Consider the following 20,502-nt stretch of genomic DNA (forward strand, 5'->3'; position numbering starts at 1 on the left):
ATGACTGGTAGGAATGTCTTGCGGCTGCTTCTGGCCCTGACCATTCTCGTCAGTGGACTGTTGCGCCCCCCCGGCACCATGCTTGTGTTCGATGGTGATTCGATCACCTACGAGATATGTAATGGTGGCGAGCTCGAAACCATCACCATCCCTCTTGATGGTGAACCACAGCGCGCAATTGATCTGGGATGTGATTTCTTCGCCACTCAGATTGCGGCACTGCCATTCCCATCCCCCGAAGTAATCGTGAACAGGGTCGAACTGACCCGCCTGCCCCATCCGGTCGCCTCCCGCTTTCTAGTGGAAACGATGGAGTGGCGGGCCTACGCCCCGCGCGCGCCCCCTCTTGTAAGCTGACTTCGAAACACGACCGAAATCACCTTACAAGGACGAAGCTTATGAGCATCTTTACTCAGGCTGTGCGGTTTGCCGCAGCCGCTACTCTGGCCCTGCCGATGGCCCTTACCACGGCACAGGCCGAAACCTCGTTGACCGTGGCCGTCAAACGCGATCGCTACAGTGTAGACGAGAAAAAATTCACCTTTACCACACGCCGCCCTGCGGCACAGATCGTAGAGACAGGTGTCAAGCCGGACGAAAACTTCCTGCCCAGCCCGCTGTTGTTTGAAACCTGGGATTATTCCGACGGCACCTACACCGTCACTCTGCGCCAAGGTGTGACCTTCTCGGATGGCACTCCCTTTGACGCAGACAGCGCCATTGCTGCGTTACAGCTATATGACAAGGGCAAGTCAGATTTTCTGCAAATCGATCAAGACAGTTTCCAGAAACTTGGTGACTTCGAAATCAGCTTCCGGTCTGAAAAGGGGTCTGCGCTGGTGATCGAGAACATGACCCATCGCGCCACTTCGCTGTTCGGACCCTCCGAGAACCGGGCAGAAAACCCGATCGGCACCGGCCCATATCTGCTGGACAGCTATGATCCGAAACAGCAGATCACCGTTGTCCGCAACGAAGGCTACTGGGGAGATGCACCCAGCGTCGACAAGTTGACCTTCCGCTTTATCGGCGATGACAATGCCCGCATGTTGGCGCTGCAGAACGGAGAGGTCGACGTAATTGGCGAGGTCACCCCGCAAATGATGCTGTCGATGCCCAAGGATGGTTCGATCGTGCTGCATGAAAGCCGGCCGATCCGGTATGTGGCGCTGTTGGCCAACCTGAACGGCGCGGCCCCATTTGACATCATTCAGGACTATAACGTGCGCGAAGCACTGGCCTGGGCCATCGACCGTGACACCATCGCCGGTGTGCTGTTCGATGGCCGCGGAGTTCCTGCCAAGGGCATTCTGCCAGGATGGATGTTCAACCTCGGCGACGATCACACCGACGGGTTCGGCTATGATCCGGCCAAGGCTGGCGCAATGCTGGATGCCGCAGGGTGGACAATGGGCGCGGACGGCGTGCGTGAAAAGGACGGGCGCAAGCTGAGCCTGCGTCTGGTCGCGGCCTATCCCAACGTTTCGACCGTCAAACCCATGCCCGAAATGCTTGACCAGATGTTTGCCGCCGTTGGCATCGATATCGATCTGATCGAGGTGGATGACAGCGGTGTCTACGGATCGACCTATCTCGATACCGGCGAGGCGGATCTCTATATGGAATTCGCGTCGAACAACAACACAGACCCGACCTACCTGCTTTACAACCTCTTTACCTCGGTCACGGCGTGGGGTGGCTACAAGTTCACGGCCCCGGGCCCGCATGTGGACGAAATGCTGTTGAAGGCGCGCGAAGCTCAGACCCGTAAAGAGGTGGTGGATCTGGTCCGCCAAGCGCACCGTGCCATCGTGCAAGACGACCTTGCGGCGATCCCGATCCTGATGGTGCCGAACTTTGCCCTGTCGCGTCCGGGCATCAAGGTTCCGATGTCGGAATACGCTGACTGGATCGACTACGGCAACGTTCAGTTCATCGAGTAATCGTCCGGTTCATGTCAGGCGAAGCCCCTCTCTTGGGGGCTTCGTCAACAAGGATTTCTCATGCTGCACTTTATCCTGCTCCGGCTTGCAATGGCCATTCCGACGCTTCTGGGCATGTCCTTCATCGCATTTCTGATCGTCGCTCTTGCACCGGGCGATCCGGTGATGATGGAACTGCGCGCGATGGGCATCGTACCCGAGCCCGACGATATCGCCGCGCTGCAGGCGGAATTCGGTCTCGATAAGCCCCTCATGATGCGCTACGCCGAATGGCTCTGGCGGGCATTGCAACTCGAGTTCGGCACGTCGATCGCAACCGGCCGTCCGGTCATGGCAGAGATCGCTATCTACTTGCCCGCCACCTTGTCGCTTGCCATCAGTGCATTGCTCGGCGCGATCGTCATTTCGCTAACTCTAGGAGGACTTGCCGCAACAGCCGGGCACATTGCCGGCGCCGGGTTGCGCGGCCTCACCATCCTGCTGGTTTCAGTACCATCCTTCTGGCTCGCTTTGCTGCTGATCTACGTGTTCGTGCTGCATCTCGGCTGGGCCCGGCTTGTCGGCGATGGCTCGTTGCCTGATTTGGTTCTGCCCGCGATTACCCTCAGCCTCGCCGCCGGAGCCGCGCTGGGGCGGATGGTCTATGAACGTATCCGCTCCGAGATGAGCGAAGACCATATTCGCCTTGCGATCGCCAAGGGACTCGGCCCGATGCAAATTCTGTTGGGGCATATTGCACCACGCATCATCGGGCCGCTGGCCACCGCTTGGGCCAACGCGTTCGGTGGGCTTCTGGGGGGGGCTGTGGTCGTCGAGAGCATCTTTGGCTGGCCGGGGCTGGGGCAGCTTATCCTTCAGGCGATCGCGCATAGGCGGCAGACGCCCCGTTGGTCTTTTGCTTGGATTGGCGCTGCTTGCAGGTTTCGGGCTACTGGGCCTGTCACCTTTCCTGTTCGATTTGCCTCCCCCAGACGAGATGGATCTGCTCGCCCGTCTCAGTTCCCCTACCGCGACGCATCCGCTGGGCACCGACCATTTGGGCCGGGACTTGTTGGCCCGTCTGATCGGCGCAGTGCCGGTCTCGCTCGGGGCTGCGCTTGCAGCGATGGCAGCGATCCTTGCGGTTTCACTGCCCTGGGGGGTGGTGTCCGCTCTGGCCGGCGGTAGGGTCGACATGATCATGATGCGTCTCGCCGATATCATCATGGCTTTTCCGACGCTGGTGCTAGCGCTGGCAATCATTGGCTTTATGGGGGCGTCCCTCGAGGCATCGATCCTTGGCGTCGCCGCAGCTTGGTGGCCCTCTAACGCCCGATTGGTGCGAACGCTGGTGATGTCGGCAAGTCAGCGCGAGTTCGTCCACGCCGCCCGCCTGACTGGCGCATCCCGCACGCGCGTCGTTTTGCGGCATATCCTGCCACAGGTGCTTCCGCCGCTGGCTGTGATCATCTCGCTGGAAACCGCCTCGGTCCTACTGGCATTGTCCTCGCTCAGTTTTCTGGGCATCGGCGCCCAGCCTCCGACGCCGGAATGGGGCGCGATGCTGAACGAAGCCCGGCCGTTCGTTACACAGGCGCCGCACATGTTGCTCGTGCCCGGCCTCGCCGTCACCCTTGCAGTGCTGGCGTTCAATCTCGTCGGTGAGGGGCTTCGCATGTGGCTCGACAAGAGGGAGCCCTATCAATGGTAGATGCCCTGTCCGTCTCTAACCTGAGCGTCACCAACCCCGGTGCGCCGCCTTTGCTTGACCAACTCAACTTCAACATCGCGCCGGGTGAACGTGTCGGGCTTGTCGGGCAAAGTGGCTGTGGCAAGTCGCTCACAGCCGCTGCGTTATGCGGATTGCTGCGCCCACCGCTTGCGATTACCACCGGCACAGCCCGGATCGACGGTGTTGAGCTAGTCGGCGCGGCGCCTCACGTCTGGCGACAAATTCGGGGACGCAGGGTGTTCCAGATTTTCCAAAGCCCTGGCACAGCCCTGACCCCAGCCCGCAGCATCCGCGCCCAACTGGTGGAAACGGCGCGGATCGTTGGCGCGAACCCGAAGCAGGCGGTAACCTCTGCCCTCGAAACCGTTGCACTGGACCCGCATGTGGCTGATTTCTTTCCCTACCAACTGTCCGGCGGCATGAAGCAACGGGTGCTGATCGCCATGGCCCTGATCCTACGTCCGCGCATCTTGATCGCTGACGAGCCCACCACCGGACTTGATGTGTTGACCGAACGGGAAATTCTTGCCGCTCTGGACAAGATGGCGAACGAGGTCGGCTCTGCCGTTTTGTTCATCAGCCACGACCTTCGCGCCGTGGCCGAAATCGCCAGCCGCACATTGGTGATGGAGCACGGACGACTGGTAGAAGATGCACCGATATCGGATCTGGCGGCGTCCACAGCCCCATCGGCGCGACAACTGGCAGAGGCAGCCCAAGCGCTGCAATCCACATGCTGAAGGTGCGGGGACTATCCAAACACTTCCACGGGCGCGAGGTGTTGCGCGGGATTGATCTTTCGATCGCACCCGGTGAAGTGGTCGGATTGATAGGGCGCTCGGGTTCCGGAAAATCCACTCTCGCACGCTGCCTCGTCGGGCTGGAACAGATCGACGCCGGCAATATTTCATTTGCAGGTTCGCAAATACGGCCCGGCCACGGGTCCGCCCGGCAGCAGATCCAGTATCTATGGCAGGACCCAACCCAATCGCTCAGCCCCTATCTCACGGCCCATGGCGCGGTGATGGAGACCCTTTCGGGCTTTGGCATCGGAGCGCCTGACAAACGTCGCACACGGGCTGCTTCCTTACTGGATGCTCTCGGCTTGTCGTCTTCTTTACACGCCCGTCGCCCCTATGCGCTGTCCGGCGGGCAATGCCAGCGGGTCGCGCTGGCCAAAGCGCTGGCCGCCAAACCACGGTTTCTGGTACTGGATGAACCTCTGTCGTCGCTCGACCTGACCACCCAAATCAACACAATCGAGTTGCTGCGCAAGGTCCAATCCGACACAGGCTTGGCAATGCTGATTGTCAGCCATGACCTTGCTCCACTCAAACAACTCGCAAATCGAATCCTCGTCCTCGACGACGCTCGCATTGCGGAGGACATCCCCATGCAATCATTCTTCGAACAAGCAACGCACCCCCTGGCACGCGCTTATGCAAAAACCCTATAGAAATGGCCTCAGTGACAAACCTCGCAAGGAGGAGATCGCAATTTCCGGGATGAGGCTATGGGGAAAGAGCGCCGACGGATGGGGTTTTCTTTGCCACTCGCGCGTGTTTGACGGTGTTAGATACGTTGACTGCAGTCTTTGTCTGCCACCTTGATCGCGGGAATTCCGTAGATTGAGCGCTGATAATGCAATTGGGGCCGTCATTTTGGATGATGGCGAAGCAACATGCTTAGAAATCGACTATGTTTGCTCATCTGCGCCTCCAATCAAACCCGTGAAGGACGTATCCTGCGACCTCGCCATAAGATCGTCACCCCTACGCTAACATTTATGTCCCGATCGATTGCCGTTTGGGTACTCCAAACCTTTGAAATAGCTGGCAACCTCCGAGCTCAACTCGGCGTAAAGAGAACAAGCCCTAATTCGGGTTCGTCACCAGACACGTCCCGCCCACTTACGGTCTTCATGGAGTTCCCATCATGTAACCTGACTCTTCATTCTCGAGGCCGGCTTGACGCACACCGGATTCATAACGGTGCCTCGAACTGCTGGGGTGGCACTCCTAACTGACCTCCTACGGATTTCGATAACTGGCAGAGCGAGGAGAATAGGTCGTGCACACTCTCTGCACATCTCAATCGTCGAAATACCTACTTACACGCAGATCAGTGTTTCAGCTTGAGAACGGCCTCGACCCGATTACGGACCCCCAATTTTCGATAGCTTTCTTTTGCATACTCAGAAACCGTGTGAGGAGAGATATTGCACACTTGCGCGGCTTCTTTTGTGCTCAGGCCTTGGGCAAACAAAAACATGACCTCGGCCTGTCTAGGGCTCAGCACAGCATCGGCATCCATCTTCGGGGAAATCAAACGCTCGCGGAATCCTGCGATACGATCAGATTCAAGCAGTATTTCCTCTAGCCGACGATGGATCATCAAGCACAACAGGCGGATGTTATCCAAATTGGCGTCGACCAGCACAGTACACTCTCGCCGCTTGAGGCGTGTCCCGAGGATAAATCCACCAAACCGATCTGACCCACGAAGGCGCATTGGTAGCGCTAGGCCGGATACATACCCTGTTCGTTCTCCGGCAGCGACGATAAACGCGCGTTCTTCCGCGGTGAGCATGCTGTGGGAATCCAAAAACTCCGAACCCGTAAACACGTGCTCGTAAGAGTAACAACAATATCGCAAGAACGGATCATCCGCTGGCGGGTTTTCCGAATACACCTCTGGAATGTTTGTCCGCACAAACGGGGGCATCTCAGTATCATCAGTGGCCACGTATATCGCGAACGGAAATCCATAGCTTTGGAATGTGGTTTGGGCCTGCTCCCACAAACTCGTCAGAGTGGTCTGGCTTTCGATCTTTTCGATTTCGGACCAAACACTCAAAACGATACCCCACTAATTCGGACACCCCCCTCAACAGGGGGGGTAGACTTGGGGGGGGTATCGTTACGGAAAAAGGTTTTGGGATCAACACCTAATGAGGAGAACCGACCAGTGCTTAAATTAGGGGCTACAATCGCTGGATTTCTTTTGGCGTCCGCCGCAACGGCGCAAGAGAACACCATGATTGTATTTGACGCTTCCGGCTCAATGTGGGGGCAGTTGGATGGTCGTGCAAAAATCGAAATCGCGCGGGACGCCTTTGACCAATCCCGTGACCTGTGGGCAGGAAACCCGTCATCAGACATCGGATTGATCGCATTTGGGCACCGCCGCAAAGGCGACTGCAGTGATATCGAGGTTCTGGTCGAACCCACACCAGGGGCGGCTGATGTCGTCATTGAAAAAGTATCTGGCCTTTCTCCCAAAGGTAAAACGCCTCTATCTGACTCTGTACGCCTCGCAGCCGAAAGGCTGCGTTATACCGAAGACAAAGCCACGGTCATCCTTTTTTCGGACGGCGTGGAGACATGCAAAGCCGACCCCTGCGCCACCAGTGCAGAGCTGGAAGAACTGGGAATCGACTTTACCGCGCATGTGATTGGCCTAGGGATCGCAACAGACGATGACAAAGAGAAGCTGCGCTGTCTCGCGGAAAATACGGGGGGCCTGTATCGAGATGCAGCCGACACCGGATCTCTGATCAAAGCCTTTGCTGAGGTAAAAAGTACCGACCTAGTAACGGTGACTGCGTCGGATGCACCCGAAACCTTGATCGACACGGTTGTCCAAATCATTCTTGCGGAAGGCACCGTACGCCCGAATAGTGTGGCCCTGCGCGCCACCAATGTCACAAGCGGTGAGCGGCGCAACCTTGGTAACTTAACCGGTGCAGATCAAATCATCCAAGGGCTTGCGGTCTCACTACCTGCCGGAGAATGGCGCATAGAAGCGATATCGCCAGAAGGCAGTGGCGCAATTGAAGTAGATGTTCGGCCGAATTTGGAAACCGTTGATGTCCCGTTCAAGGCCGCGCTCGCACGGTTTTCCTTGGCTGACGGGTCGCCATACCTTCTTGGCGTTGAGCATGGGTTTTTCCTGACACCCTCTGCCGCCCTTCAGGCGAATGCCGAATTTACCGTGGGTTTAGTTGCGCGGGGGGCTAACGCCGACGGTGCCTTTGTTGATTACGAGTATCGCTTTGGCACTGATGGATCCGGTATGTCCTATCACACCTTTGTGTCGCCCGACCAAGCAGGTCCATATGATGTGATTGTTGCAAATGGTTCCGATGTTTTGGCGCGGTTCCCGGTGACATACGCCCAAAATGTCGTTCCGAAATGGAATGGCGCCACCCGTGGATCACCAGGGGGGCGGCTGGATATCAAGATCACTGGAGATACCTATTATTACAATAGTTTGATCCTCACCCGCGATGGCAAAACCATATCCGAAGTGACCGTGGATGGCGCAGTTTCCAAAGAAGGATGGCAATTGCAGTTGCCGGACACCTCTGGTGTGTACACATTGATCTATGCCCACAGCGGCGGCGGCGATCTGCAACAGACCCAGCTGGCCGAAATTGTCGTGGGCGACGTCACTTTACCCGATGATCCCGATACAGTGGCCCCGCCAGCGGCGCATAACACCATGCCGGATGCCACCCCGTCTCCGGCATCACAGCACGGCAATGCCAATGAAACTGCTGATCAGCGCTTGCGCCATATCGCACCAGAAGACACCAGCTTTGCCTGCACCCAACCATTTTGTTTGCATTCACCCAACCACATAGATGCAGAAGACATTCCGCTACACGAGGGGTTTGGCATTGCCAACGAGGCCCTTACAGAAACAGGCCGTCCATCCTTCGAAGTCTTTAACCTGGGAACCGGAGAGTGGGTTGTCGTAAATCCACTATTGCCCAGCGCCCTTACCGAATGCCGCCACTTTGGCAGAGACGGCAAGCTGGCAGATGGCACGGATCAGGCACCCACCGATTCAGTGTGCACCCTGAGAGACAGCGGCAGTCAAACAACCGCACAGGCACACTCGCTTGAAGGGTGGATTAACGACCGCAACGAAGCCATGTTTGACGGCGATAGCGTGGGTATCTCCAATGGCGATCCGTCTGAAATTGCGGAAGACTTTCAGACGCCCGGCCTCTTCCGCACCTGGACATTGGCAGATGCAAAAACCTTCGAGGTCTTTGGGCTGCTTCGGTTAGCTCCGCCAGTGGGCCCAGAAGAAGTCTCGGGCAGCCTGCTGATCTATGACGGCCGTTCACTTGGGGTTCCGGCACAAGAATATGACCCGCTTGTTGTGGACCTGTTAAAAAGCAGCAACGACGACGTTCAAGGTTTGATGATTTCTGCAGGTCCAGAAGCGCAGTCGTTGCATATGCAGATGTCACGGCCACCACATTGGGACGGTAAAGAACACGTATTTCATGGAATGATCGTGACCCTGCCTAAAGGAAAACAACGAATTGTGAGTATGTTCTGATGCACCTTTTTCCCAAAGCCATTGCAGTTGCATGTACTTTATCCGCTGCTCCAATTTATGCTCAAGATGTGGATCGTGCTGGCGCCGACATTCCTATCCTCACCAAACTGGACACAGGCGGGGTGGCGCTGACAGGTAAATACATATCGCGCGCCGAGTTTGAAAAGAAAGCGGGGCGCGCATTTACCGAGAAATATGGTTTTCCGAAAGCAATGTCCGACTTTGACGGAACACAGCACGCAATCTATTCCAACAGCCTGAACCGTATTGACCACAAGTTGGGCGGCGACGGGGCTGTCGAGAACCCCAAAGGTGAAATTGAGGTATTCAAGGATGGGACCGACCCGGACCCTGAATTTGCAATTCCACCTGAGGTGATTAACAGCATAACTCCGATCGCAATGGGCGCCGCCAGAAAGCCCCTCGATCTAGATCAGGTTGCGCAGGAAAACGGGCCCATTGAGTTGTTCACGGATGACGAATTGGGGGCGATCACACTGCTAGACGGGCGCTGGAAAAGCACTCAGGATGATGTCTCGATCGACGGCTGCCCGCCCGGTGTCGGTCAAGCTGCGGCACAGTTTGCGTCTGAATGGGTGGCCGATGTCACCTTCACAAAAAAGTGGTGGCAGCCCTCTGATTTCCCCACTGACATCAAATCTTTGACGTGGCAGCCCGTCGGGCCAAATGGATATTTTTCGCAACCGTATTCATTGGATGCCGAAGGGTCGGGAATGGCCATGACCATATCCATGGCGATGCACGCCCGCGATCCAAGCACTGTGAAAATATGGGCCCGCATCAATATGCGCCTTGCGCCAGCACTCGCGGCCATGGCCCAAAGCTCGACCAACTGTGTGGCCACTGTGAGTGGGCGCTACTTGCGCCTCAACTGAGACTCGGCAATACCAATTGATCCCAAGGATCAATTGGTATTCACAGTTTCGCCCTAGTCGTATGCGGCATCCACAATAATTTCGACCTTGAGTTCGGCTCTGGCAAGCTTTGCTTCACCACAAGCCCGTGCTGGGGCATGGCCCTCTGGCACCCATGCGTTCCAGACCTCATTCAAACCGGCAAAGTCGCTCATATCTGCAAGCCAAATCGTGGCACGTAGCATCTTCTCCCGAGAAGACCCCGCTTGCTCAAGCAACGCATCCAATCGTCGCAAACATTCCTGAGTCTGCTCTTGAATCGTCTCGCCTTCACCGACTTGCCCGGTGATATATGCGACGCCATTGTGTTTCACGATTTTGGAAGACCTCACGCCGGTCTCGATCCGTTCAATCATTTTGTTTTCCAGTGTTTGCATAACATTCAACTCAATCGCTGACTCTAGGGGGATTTCGCCGTCACTGCCAGTGGCATATCATGTCCCCGAATTCTCATTCCACCCTATAGCACAGGCGCTATCGCGCCGACGAGCGCCCCTCGTAGCATCGTCTATTCACAGGAAACATTGAATAAAAGTGAGTCTTTAGCGCCGTTGACCCCCATGCGGATCGGACGTCATTATTCCTTGTCACACTCAGAAATCCTTATCTTGTCCTGCGCCTCGTCAGGGGACGATCTACAATGTTATCAGGTACACAATCTATTTCGCGGTCAGAATCGGCACCTATAGGCGTTCGTCGCCAGTTGATATCTGTGTTTCTGTTTAGCGTTTTCACCAATATCTTGATGCTGACAGGGCCTCTGTTCATGCTTCAAGTCTATGATCGTGTCTTGTCATCAGGTTCAGAAGAGACCCTTGTCGCGTTGACGGGTTTGGTCATCATTCTGTACGGGCTATTTGGCATCTTGGAATATGCGCGCGGGCGCATTGCAGCGCGAATAGGCGCACGTTTCCACGACGCTTTAGGTGTGCAGGTTTTCCGCACGACACTGAATGGGTCGAACTCATTACCGCACAATAAGACCGCACAGTTGCATGACCTTGAGGCTATTCGAACCTTCTGGACATCTCCTGTCTGCCTCGTATTTTTTGATTTACCTTGGACACCTGTCTTCGCGATCGCAATATTTGTATTTCACCCGCTGCTGGGGTGGCTGGCATTGGGTGGCGGTACGATACTTCTCTTGGCGACCCTTATTAATCAATGGCTTACCTCTAAAAATGCGCTCAACGCTCAACGCTTTGCTTTTCAGGCACAGCAGTTTGCAGCCCAATCACGGCAATGTAGCGATGTGATCCAAGCGCAGGGCATGGTCGGGGCAATCAGCAAAAAATGGGCAAGTCTTCAGCACAAGGCAGCCATGGCGACCCTGACAGCGAATGACGGTACCGGCGCCTTGACCGCATTCTCTAAATCCTTTCGCTTTCTGCTTCAGTCCGGAATGTTGGCAGTGGGCGCATGGCTTGTCCTGCAAGGGGAGTTGACTGCAGGCGCCATGATAGCCGGATCTATTCTCATGGGACGTGCGCTTGCACCTGTCGAGCAGGGGCTGGCCCAGTGGCACGTCGCTCAGCGAGCTTGGGCCGGGTACCGCGCCGTGCGACACCTGTCACTGAACCAACCAACCAAATCTCAATTGCCGAAATTGCCACGGCCGTCTTCTTGTATCAGCGTTCACAACTTGTCGTTCTCGCCATCTGGAGCCACCACACCAATTCTAGACGACCTCTCGTTCGACATCCCTGCGGGCACGGCGCTTGGTGTCATTGGTCGTAGCGGATCCGGCAAGACAACGCTTGCCCGTGCGCTTGTCGGGTTGGAACAGCCGCTTTTGGGGGCTATCCGATTAGGCGGGGCGACACTCAGTCAATATGGGACAAATCAACTGGGGCAGTTTGTCGGTTATCTTCCGCAGAACGTTCGCATTTTCCAAGGCTCTATTGCCCAGAACATTGCGCAGATGGATGAGGCTGCCACCATGGACCAAATCATTACGGCGGCCCGCCAAGCCCATGTTCACAACATGATACTTGATCTGCCCGATGGGTATGCCACCGAGCTTGATCCACAGCAGCCGCAGTTGTCGGGAGGGGGCCTGCAGCGTCTGGCTCTAGCGCGCGCGCTATTTCGTGACCCAGTCCTGCTCGTGCTGGATGAACCGAATTCCGCGCTTGACGCTGAAGGGTCTGCTGCGCTGAACAAGGTGGTCCAAAACATGAAACAGCGTGGCAAAACAGTGGTCGTGATGACTCATCGCCCTACTGCGATACATGCATGTGACACCCTCATGGTCTTACACCATGGAACAATCTCAGGACTTGGACCCAGAGATCAGATCATTCGCACAATGGTTCAAAACGCCGATGGCGTGCATCCGTTGACCGCACACGGAACCGCCTCATGACCTCCAATCGGTTGCATACGTTCTTTCCAACGGTCTTGGGCTATGGTGCAATTTTGTTCCTGGTTTTGACGCTAGTCACATGGGGAACACGCACCAAAATAGCGGGATCCGTGGTGACCAGCGGCACCGTCCAAGTCGAAAACAACCCGCAAGTCATTCAACATCAAGAAGGCGGTGTCGTCGGCGAAATTTTGGTGCGCGACGGCGATCATATTCTCGCGGGCGAAGTCCTCATTCAACTAGACGGGACATTCCTGCGCTCGGAGCTGGCCATTGTAGAAGGGCAAATGGCACAAAATTTTGCGCATATCGCGCGCCTAAGGGCCGAGCGTGATGATGCGATGATCCCGAATTTTTCCATCCCGTTGATACTCGCGCATGTGGATCAAAAAGATCTCGATACCCACGCCAAATCACAACGCGACCTGTACGAAATCCGCAACACATCATTGCGCCGCAAAACATCCCAGATCAACGCACGGCAGGCGCAGATAGAACAGAAAATTTCCGGCGCCTTCGCTCAGATACATGCCAACGAAAGCCAACTGATTTTAGTAAAACAGGAAATTCATGCGGTTGAACAACTCTTCAGGCGAAATCTGGTCGAGGCAGGACGGTTGCGTGCTCTTCAACGTGAGCAGGCTCGGCTTGATGGGGACACTGGACGCTTGTTAGCGCTGATCGCAGAGGATAGGTTGCAGGCCTCCGTTCTCACAATGGAAACGGAAAAATTACAGGATGATCGGCGTGAAGGCGCCATGATTCAGTTACGTGAGCTAGTGGCTGCGAACTCTGAGTTGCGCGAACGCCGTTTGGCGTTGATGGAACGACTTTCACGGTTGGATATACGCGCACCTGTAAGTGGCGTGGTATTTGATTCTCAAGTGTTTGCAGCCAAATCCGTCATTCGACCCGCAGCCCCGATCATGCACATTGTCCCGAACAACAAACCTCTAGAGGTAATTGCGCGAATTTCCCCAAACGATGTGGATCGGATCTATCGAAGCCAACCCGCTACGCTCAAGATTGGGGCGCTCGGACGATCCACGCCAGACCTTAAGGCCCATGTAGTACGCATCTCAGCTGACGCCACTTGGGATGAAACCCGCAGGCAGTCATATTTCGACGCCGTGCTCGCAATTGATCCGGATACCTTGAATACGCAGACAAGACAGGCGGTGATCCCCGGCATGCCCGTGATCGTATTCTTGAAAACAGATATGCGCACGCCTCTCACGTATTTAATACGCCCGATCAGTACATATTTTGATCGCGCGTTTAGAGAGGACTGAGTGCAGGGTGCTTTCTATTAAACCGATAGGAAGCTCCGCCTCAGCCCAAAGAATTTAGCAACGCAATCGAAGGTTCTCCGGTCACTGCAAGCCCTTGTTGTGACTGATAGGCGCTAATCGCCTTTCGACTGTTTGGACCGATCACCCCGTCTGTACCGCCAGTGTCAAACCCTTTGGCCGTAAGTCCACGTTGCAGGCTGATGCGGTCATCCTTGGTCAGGCCATTTGAATCTGGTGGAAAACTGGTACGCAAAGGCCCACCGCCCGCTATTCGATCCGCAAGATGACCAACCCCGATCGCATACGCATCTGAATTATTATAGCGCTTGATTACCTTAAAATTCCCGGTAGTCGCGAACCTTGGGCCGCCCTGTTGCGGCTGTATTACGTTGCTTGCCTTTGCCCCCGGCTGAACCTCTTTGCCCCACGGCTTGCCCCGCACCCACCCGTTGCGCTGTAGATAGGCCGCCGTCGAGGCAAGCGCGTCGCTTGGGTCCGACGACCAGATATCTCGTCGTCCGTCGCCTGTGAAATCCACCGCAAAAGACTCGTAAGATGTTGGAATAAACTGTGTATGACCCATCGCGCCAGCCCAGCTTCCGGTCATTTGTGACGCCGGAATATCGCCATTTTGAATAATCTTGAGAGCCGCCACCAATTGCTTTTCAAAGAATGAGCCCCTGCGGCCATCATACGCTAACGTCGACGTAGCCGATATCACAGGCACATCCCCACGCCGCTCGCCATAGAAGCTCTCAAGGCCCCAAATGGCCGTAATGATCTCTGCATCGACGCCATACTTGGCCTCGAGCGCGTTCAGAGTGCCCCGGTATTTTGAAAATGCAGCGCGGCCTTTGCTCACTCTTTCATCAGAGGCCGCGATCGACAGGTAATCTTCAAGGCTGCGTTTAAATTCCGTCTGGTTTCGGTCCCGCTTCACAACACCCGGAAGATACCCGGTGCCGCGAAATCCTGCACGAAGGGTCGCATCCGAAATGCCATAACCGCCCGCCCGAGATTTGAACGAGGTCACCCAAGCATCATATCCCGCGTTTGGCGTCGGTCGCAAATCGGCGGCAAGCCCCCCACCGCTGCTCTGCGGCTGTACGCTTGCAAGATTTGAGCTGCATGCAGAGAGACCAAAGGCAGCCAGACCGAACCCAAAATGCCGTCTCGTGATATTCATGTGATTGCCCAACTTCTATCTGCTTCGAACCCATGGTTATCGAAACAATGCTGGCTCGCAAGACAGGATTACCGGTTTACTGAAGTTGGGAGCGGAATTTTGCGAGGTTCAGACAAAGTTCTGTGCAAGCTCCGACGCAACGGCAGACACCTACCGTTGCGTCAAAATTTCTCAAAAGGCGGCCCGTTCGCGCGCCTAGACTCGCACTCGCTTAGTCGTTTGGACGTATCCGTGCGGCAGTTTTGTTTGCGAACGCCTCTAACCGCTCCCGTGCTGCCGGCTGGGTGTTGACCACACCGGCAACCACAGATTCGGCATATGCCGCGTCCATTGCTGACATATTATTCAGGTGGCTGATGGCCGAGCAAATCGCAAAATTGGTCAGAGGAAGGTTGGCTGCGACTTTGTCTGCGAGCTCTAGCGCCATCTCAAGACTTGAGCCTTCGGTGATGTACTGCGCCAAACCAAGATCAACGGCTTCCTGTCCTTGATACACGCGGCCCATCAGGATCATATCAATCATCCGTGATTTACCGATCAAGTCGCTGACGCGAATTGTGGCTCCGCCCCCTGTAAAAATCCCGCGCTGTCCTTCTGGCAAAGCAAAATACGTCGTGTTGTCCATCACGCGAATATGGGCAGAGCTGGCCAGCTCAAGACCACCGCCAACCACCGCGCCGGTCAGCGCCGCAATGACTGGAACGCCACCATATTCCATTTTGTTGAATGCTTCGTGCCAACGTAAACAAACGTGCATAAAGTCGTCAGGGCTACGATCTGCCTTCCAATGTTCTACAAGATCAAGTCCAGCGCAAAAATGGTCACCCGATCCTGCCAACACAACCGCACGAACCCCTTTAATGCGCGCAGTCGTGAAAAGACGTACAAGCTCTTCGATCGTGGCAACATCCAATGCGTTGCGCTTTTCGGGGCGATTCAATGTCACCACAGCGACGCCATTTTCGCGGGTTTGAATGTCGAGTTGCGTATAGTCGTCAAAGTTTAGATCGGGGGTCAAAGTATATCCTTTCGTATGTCGTGTTCTTGGACACAAAGAGAGCGCCCTACCAGCCCTGAAGCTCGGAGTTCATCCGAAGCTGGATTTCGCGGCTGCACCCGGCAAGGCCGTTACACTGAACCAATCCTCGCCAAGCTCTCTCAGGTTATCCAATTTTGTTATTCATTGCCAAATATCCCAGATATTTCACTGAAACTACGTGGAAAATGGACATTCCATTATCTTTAAGTGACATTTTGAGATAGACGAGGGCAATGACCGATCTTTCTCCCACTACTCTAGCTACTGTATCGCGACAATTTATCGATGATTGGCTAGACGCACTGCGGGGCTGTTGTACGCCCGCTCAGATGGAGTCATTCACGCAAAGAGCCGGCCTTAGATCGACATCCAAGCAAATCGATGAGCGAGTGACGCTCGACCAGATTGTCCACCTGTATCAAGTCGCCGCGGTGGAAAGTCATGACGAGATGATGGGACTTTGGAGCCGACCTATTCGACCACGTGCGCTTCAGCACCTTTTGACCACAGTTCAGGCGGCCGAAACTTTACCATCTGCATTATATCGGTTTTCTACGTTCTGGAATTTATTGCTTGATGACTATCTCTGCGAGGTACATGCCCAAGCCGATCATCTGTCCCTATCCCTCATACCTCAAGGCGCGCCAAAGGTTCAGCGGTTTGGCCACATGCTCATTCTGAAACTCGCGCATGGCCTGCTGTCCTGGCTTTCAGGATATGAACTGCGCGTTTCTTCCGTTGCTTTGGCTTTTCCTCGACCCGATTTTGTGGCGGATTATGGTGTAATTTTTCCAGCCAGAGTTTCATTCGAGTCCCCGGCCTCTACGATCACCTTCATCCCTGAGGCATTCGGTTTGCCAGCCCGCAAAGGCAAGGCTGAACTGGCCGAGTTCCTGTCTCGAGCTCCGCGAGATTGGATATTCACGAGCTCGCACAAACATACGTGGTCGCTACGCATTCGCGAGTTCCTATACCAATCCGAATGGCATGACTGTCACCTCGTTGATGCCGCCAACGCGTTTCACAAAACGCCACGAACGCTGATGCGCCATCTGGATGGTGAGGGCACATCGTTTCAAGCAATCAAAGATGAGTTGCGCCGCGATATCGCCATCCGGGATATTCATAACAATCAAAAGAGCATTGAAAAAATCTCTCAGGATCTCGGGTTTTCCTCTGCATCAAATTTTCATCGGGCCTTCCGACGCTGGACCGGCGACACACCGGGTAAATTTCGGCGATCGGCGGCTGTTTCTGCGTCTCTTTGAAGGTTTAACACTGAATAGCGCATAGTATCCTACCGCGATGTGCGGGTCTTGCTGGTGGCGCGCGAAACTTCGGTTGATGCGGCAACCGTCCGCGTTCCGATCGCCTAGTCAACGGTGAAGCCGGCCCAAAGGCTCAAGCGTCATTTCGGGCATGGCGATATGACTGGGCGTTGTGTGGAATTATCACATAAATTCGGCGATATCTGGCACATTAGTGAGGTCCATACCATCCCCGAGGCTTACCTCACCAAGAGCGGCCCGAAGCCGGGACTGCCTCCGAACCGCTCTTCTTTTCTCTCCAATCAAACGTGATGCGAGGCAATTTGTGTGAGGCCACCCACAACGAGGAACCTGATCTACATCAGCGCGCAAAATCCATTCCTTCTTTAGAATGTGTCCGAGTGTCTTTGAGTGAGGATGAAAATGACTTGGTAATCGCGTCCCATCCAAAATTTGGATTTGTGTGTATTAGGTGTGGCGTATGGAGCCGAGATGACAGGCATGCTGTAGACAATCGAAATTGGACCGTTTGTGAACCCCAAAGGGGATATGCCCCCTTTGTGATCCCTCTCGACCATCAAATATGCCAACATGGGAGAACCCAATGAAGTTTCCGAGATGTATTCTAAGGCCAGTCTTTGTGTCTCTTTTCATAACGTTGGCCGCGCACGCCCACGCAAAATCATTGCATGAAGACGCCAGAAATTTGCGCATAACGGCGGAAACCTTTCGCAGCGTTGCTGTTGAAAACTTTGTAGAGGCTTTGGAATACTACAGCACGCCGTCGGCCAATCTAAAGTTGGTTGATCTGGGCAATGACATGTGGCCTGTGACAGACCCCGCTATGGGCTGGTCCCTGTATTTCAGCACTGCTTTGGTGAACATTTCCAACATTGGATCAGACAAACAGACAGTGACCTTTGCCCATCCATGGAGCGAAACACTTCTACTCACTCTTTGGCAAGAGGATGCTCAGGGTGACTTGCGGATGACAGATGCGACGATGCTGATTAATAGCCTTCTCTATGGAGAAGACCCGCCATACCCCACAGTTCGCATGTGGCAGGCCCTTGATTTATACGGTCCCGTCGGCGTTGGCATGTACAATGCGGGCCTGACGACGGGGATTGAGTCCCTGTTTGAAGACCTCACTCAAGAAGATATCGCCGGATTAGACGCTGACCTTCTTGACGGCCTTACGTTCGGGGCCTCAAAGCAATTCATGGAATATCAGGCCGACCTATTGCCGGTTTTGCGTGCATCCGACGGAAACGCCGCACAAGTACGCAACTTGTGGAACGATCTTTCTCGAGATGTGGCTGCCAACAAGGCCCAATTTGACGGGCGTTTTTCCGAACAGATGAACACCTTGACCCTATTAGAAGATCGTCTCTGGAACAGCTTTATTCCGGTTGCGTACCAGTCGACAGACAATTCCAGCCTCTTAATGCTGGCGTCGATTGAGAACCCCGATCTTTTTATTGCCATGCAACAAGATCACTCACCAAACGGGCCTGTTTTAAACCAACTGGATCTCTTTAGTTTCAATTCATTTTACGATCTTTTCCTGACAATCGAAGGGGATGAAGAATGAGACCCCAAAATATACCCGCCGCCATTGCAATTGCCCTTTGCGCTTCGTCTGCGTCTGCTCAGGTGAGTAACGACACCGCATTGTTGTCGTCAGAAGGTGGCGAGCTTTCTGATATCTATTGGAAAGGCACGCCCGCAGTTACAGATTTCGTAACCAAAGGATTTGCCGGAAAAACCGTTGAGGAGACGGCTAAAGCCAGTGCAGCCTATGCCGCATATCTGGACAAGATGAATGCAGAGCTTGTCAGGTTGAAAAACCTTCCCAACATGGATCCTGCGCTCAGTTCGGAAGCCCAAAGATACATTGATAAAAACAAGAGTACCGCAACCAAACTGCGCAAAAACCCAAATTGGTTAAAAAAGGTCGGCAATGTCCTGAAGGTCATTGATTTCGTATCCACTGCGGCCAAAGCATCCGCATATGCGGTCGAAGGTGACAGCTCGGGCGCTGTGGCTGTTGTGGTCGAGGACATCGTCAAAAAGACGGCCGAAGCAGCAGGCGCTCTGGGGCTGTCATGGATACCCGGTGGTCAAGTCGCCGGCGCATATCTTGGAGAAAAAGCTTATGGGGAATATATGGCACCTGCGCTTGATGCCCACGAAAAACGTGTGCGGGATTCTGAATGGCGGGCAAAATACAGCTCTAAACCATGGTTGCCCAGCGTCAGCGTCATCCTGAAAGACGGTACGGTTCAAACGCTGGATCCGGATACTTATGTTGATAAAACATCAGGTCTCATTCGGCGCCGCAGCCCGTCAGATCAAGAGATTTTTGAAGCCACAGCAAAACGAAAATGGAAAAACGGCACCAAGTTGCTTAACCTTGAAAAACTGCGTGACCAAGGTGAAATCGATCCAGAAACATACGACAAAATCCTGAAGGATTTCAGGAGCCATGATCCAAATGAATTATGGAAACCAGATCTGGTCGGGCTTGGTCTAGCGAATTTTGACGGGCCCACTGACGATATTAATGGAATTGAACCACAAAGAGTGACGGCATCCGGTGCCTATGTGGATGACTGGATCGGCTCCGTCACCCATGTTGTGACATTTTGGAATGTTGGCGCTCAGGTTGAAGGTAAAGGCACGGTTACCATTGTTTCAAGCTATGATGGGGATCGTGACGTGGCCACCGGAACGTTCTCAGGAGGTCCCAACGGCACATTTTCATTCGCGACCGAAGAAAACGGCATCGTGACATTCCCATTGGTCAATGGATACTCCATCCCGCTTCCAAGAGAGACCACTTTGACCGTCCAAAATCCACACGCATTCGACGACTGGCGCAAATAATATCGGGTGTTCAAATTTTGGCGCGCAAGGCTTCAGGTGCTCGCTCAGAACCAGCGCGGGGTGTTTTCCACTGCATGCCGCTCGACGGTAGTTTCACAAACTGCTTGAAATTTGCGACGGCGCAATACCGGCATTCCCTCTTGGGGCCCGTGTCAAATCAGGGTTCGGCAAAATCTTTCAACGACTTACTTTGGGGCGGCAGCCCAATTCTTAGATTTGCCTGCCTTTTCAGAACCGAAGACGGCACGTCCAATGTACCCATCACGCTTGTTAAATTGTCTGGGGCCCATCCAGACCCAAGAAGGATATATTCGTAATTCTGATGGGTAAATGGAGAGTAGCGAAGCGAAAAATCGGAGAAACTTGGGGGCCTCAAGTTCCAGATATCCATAAGCATTTTCAAGCGATCGCTTAGTTTGTCGCGTGATGATGCGGCCTCCCAAAACGGTGTATCTGAAGTGGTCCTGCTTTTTAGGACAGGTTTGCGGCTTGGCTAAGATGCATCTGGTTTATGTTCAT

General features: G+C 54.5%; 17 protein-coding genes. 13 read left to right on the plus strand and 4 right to left on the minus strand.

What is annotated here, in order from left to right; translation table 11 throughout:
• Genes FAP39_RS11560 through FAP39_RS11585 form a run of 6 tightly spaced genes read left to right on the plus strand, consistent with a single transcriptional unit; the run spans position 1 to position 5,110 of the window.
• Positions 1-357, plus strand: a complete 357-nt coding sequence (locus tag FAP39_RS11560; RefSeq protein ID WP_138016560.1) for a hypothetical protein — start codon at positions 1-3, stop codon at positions 355-357.
• A 41-nt stretch (positions 358-398) separates the two neighbouring features.
• Positions 399-1,943 (plus strand): ABC transporter substrate-binding protein, encoded by a 1,545-nt coding sequence (locus FAP39_RS11565; protein ID WP_138016561.1) that lies wholly within the window; start codon positions 399-401, stop codon positions 1,941-1,943.
• A gap of 60 nt (positions 1,944-2,003) precedes the next feature.
• A complete protein-coding gene (locus FAP39_RS11570) occupies positions 2,004-3,110 on the plus strand; it encodes an ABC transporter permease (protein WP_138016562.1) in 1,107 nt (368 codons plus the stop codon).
• A gap of 7 nt (positions 3,111-3,117) precedes the next feature.
• Entirely contained in the window at positions 3,118-3,633 is a 516-nt protein-coding gene (locus FAP39_RS11575) for an ABC transporter permease (protein WP_246059101.1), read from the plus strand.
• Positions 3,627-4,394, plus strand: coding sequence for an ATP-binding cassette domain-containing protein (locus FAP39_RS11580; protein WP_138016564.1), 768 nt, complete (start codon positions 3,627-3,629; stop codon positions 4,392-4,394). The genes FAP39_RS11575 and FAP39_RS11580 overlap by 7 nt, the downstream gene beginning before the upstream one ends.
• Complete coding sequence (locus FAP39_RS11585; protein ID WP_138016565.1) at positions 4,388-5,110, plus strand: ATP-binding cassette domain-containing protein; 723 nt, start codon at positions 4,388-4,390, stop codon at positions 5,108-5,110. Before FAP39_RS11580 ends, FAP39_RS11585 begins: the two co-directional genes overlap by 7 nt.
• A 665-nt stretch (positions 5,111-5,775) precedes the next feature.
• Here FAP39_RS11585 and FAP39_RS11590 read toward each other — a convergent pair.
• Positions 5,776-6,510 carry a helix-turn-helix transcriptional regulator gene (locus FAP39_RS11590; protein WP_246059104.1) on the minus strand — a complete coding sequence of 245 codons (735 nt, stop codon included), beginning with the start codon at positions 6,508-6,510 and terminating at the stop codon, positions 5,776-5,778.
• A 180-nt stretch (positions 6,511-6,690) separates the two neighbouring features.
• On the opposite strand from FAP39_RS11590, the gene FAP39_RS11595 reads away from it, so the two are divergent.
• Both FAP39_RS11595 and FAP39_RS11600 read left to right on the plus strand, forming a co-directional pair.
• Positions 6,691-9,009, plus strand: coding sequence for a vWA domain-containing protein (locus tag FAP39_RS11595; RefSeq protein ID WP_138016567.1), 2,319 nt, complete (start codon positions 6,691-6,693; stop codon positions 9,007-9,009).
• On the plus strand, positions 9,009-9,905 hold the full coding sequence (locus FAP39_RS11600) for a hypothetical protein (RefSeq protein WP_138016568.1): 897 nt from the start codon (positions 9,009-9,011) through the stop codon (positions 9,903-9,905). The genes FAP39_RS11595 and FAP39_RS11600 overlap by 1 nt, the downstream gene beginning before the upstream one ends.
• Before the next feature lie 53 nt (positions 9,906-9,958).
• On the opposite strand, the gene FAP39_RS11605 is transcribed toward FAP39_RS11600, so the two are convergent.
• Positions 9,959-10,300: a RidA family protein gene (locus FAP39_RS11605; protein ID WP_138016569.1), complete on the minus strand. Its 342-nt coding sequence runs from the start codon at positions 10,298-10,300 to the stop codon at positions 9,959-9,961.
• Between the two features lie 347 nt (positions 10,301-10,647).
• Here FAP39_RS11605 and FAP39_RS11610 point away from each other — a divergent pair, with 347 nt between their 5' ends.
• Both FAP39_RS11610 and FAP39_RS11615 read left to right on the plus strand, forming a co-directional pair.
• Positions 10,648-12,309, plus strand: a complete 1,662-nt coding sequence (locus FAP39_RS11610; RefSeq protein ID WP_425471423.1) for a type I secretion system permease/ATPase — start codon at positions 10,648-10,650, stop codon at positions 12,307-12,309.
• Positions 12,306-13,601, plus strand: a complete 1,296-nt coding sequence (locus FAP39_RS11615) for an HlyD family type I secretion periplasmic adaptor subunit (RefSeq protein WP_138016571.1) — start codon at positions 12,306-12,308, stop codon at positions 13,599-13,601. Before FAP39_RS11610 ends, FAP39_RS11615 begins: the two co-directional genes overlap by 4 nt.
• A gap of 40 nt (positions 13,602-13,641) precedes the next feature.
• On the opposite strand, the gene FAP39_RS11620 is transcribed toward FAP39_RS11615, so the two are convergent.
• Positions 13,642-14,787, minus strand: coding sequence for a lytic murein transglycosylase (locus tag FAP39_RS11620; RefSeq protein WP_138016572.1), 1,146 nt, complete (start codon positions 14,785-14,787; stop codon positions 13,642-13,644).
• A gap of 211 nt (positions 14,788-14,998) precedes the next feature.
• Positions 14,999-15,805 carry a methylthioacryloyl-CoA hydratase gene (dmdD, locus tag FAP39_RS11625; RefSeq protein ID WP_138016573.1) on the minus strand — a complete coding sequence of 269 codons (807 nt, stop codon included), beginning with the start codon at positions 15,803-15,805 and terminating at the stop codon, positions 14,999-15,001.
• Positions 15,806-16,059: 254 nt separating this feature from the next.
• Here dmdD and FAP39_RS11630 point away from each other — a divergent pair, with 254 nt between their 5' ends.
• From FAP39_RS11630 to FAP39_RS11640, 3 genes are all read left to right on the plus strand, one after another.
• Positions 16,060-17,094 carry a helix-turn-helix domain-containing protein gene (locus FAP39_RS11630; protein WP_138016574.1) on the plus strand — a complete coding sequence of 345 codons (1,035 nt, stop codon included), beginning with the start codon at positions 16,060-16,062 and terminating at the stop codon, positions 17,092-17,094.
• 604 nt (positions 17,095-17,698) lie between these two features.
• Positions 17,699-18,688, plus strand: coding sequence for a hypothetical protein (locus FAP39_RS11635; protein WP_138016575.1), 990 nt, complete (start codon positions 17,699-17,701; stop codon positions 18,686-18,688).
• Positions 18,685-19,983 carry a hypothetical protein gene (locus tag FAP39_RS11640; RefSeq protein WP_138016576.1) on the plus strand — a complete coding sequence of 433 codons (1,299 nt, stop codon included), beginning with the start codon at positions 18,685-18,687 and terminating at the stop codon, positions 19,981-19,983. The genes FAP39_RS11635 and FAP39_RS11640 overlap by 4 nt, the downstream gene beginning before the upstream one ends.
• The last annotated feature ends 519 nt before the right edge of the window (positions 19,984-20,502 follow it).

The sequence above is a fragment of the Shimia litoralis genome (assembly GCF_005518135.1).
GTDB lineage: Bacteria > Pseudomonadota > Alphaproteobacteria > Rhodobacterales > Rhodobacteraceae > Shimia_E > Shimia_E litoralis.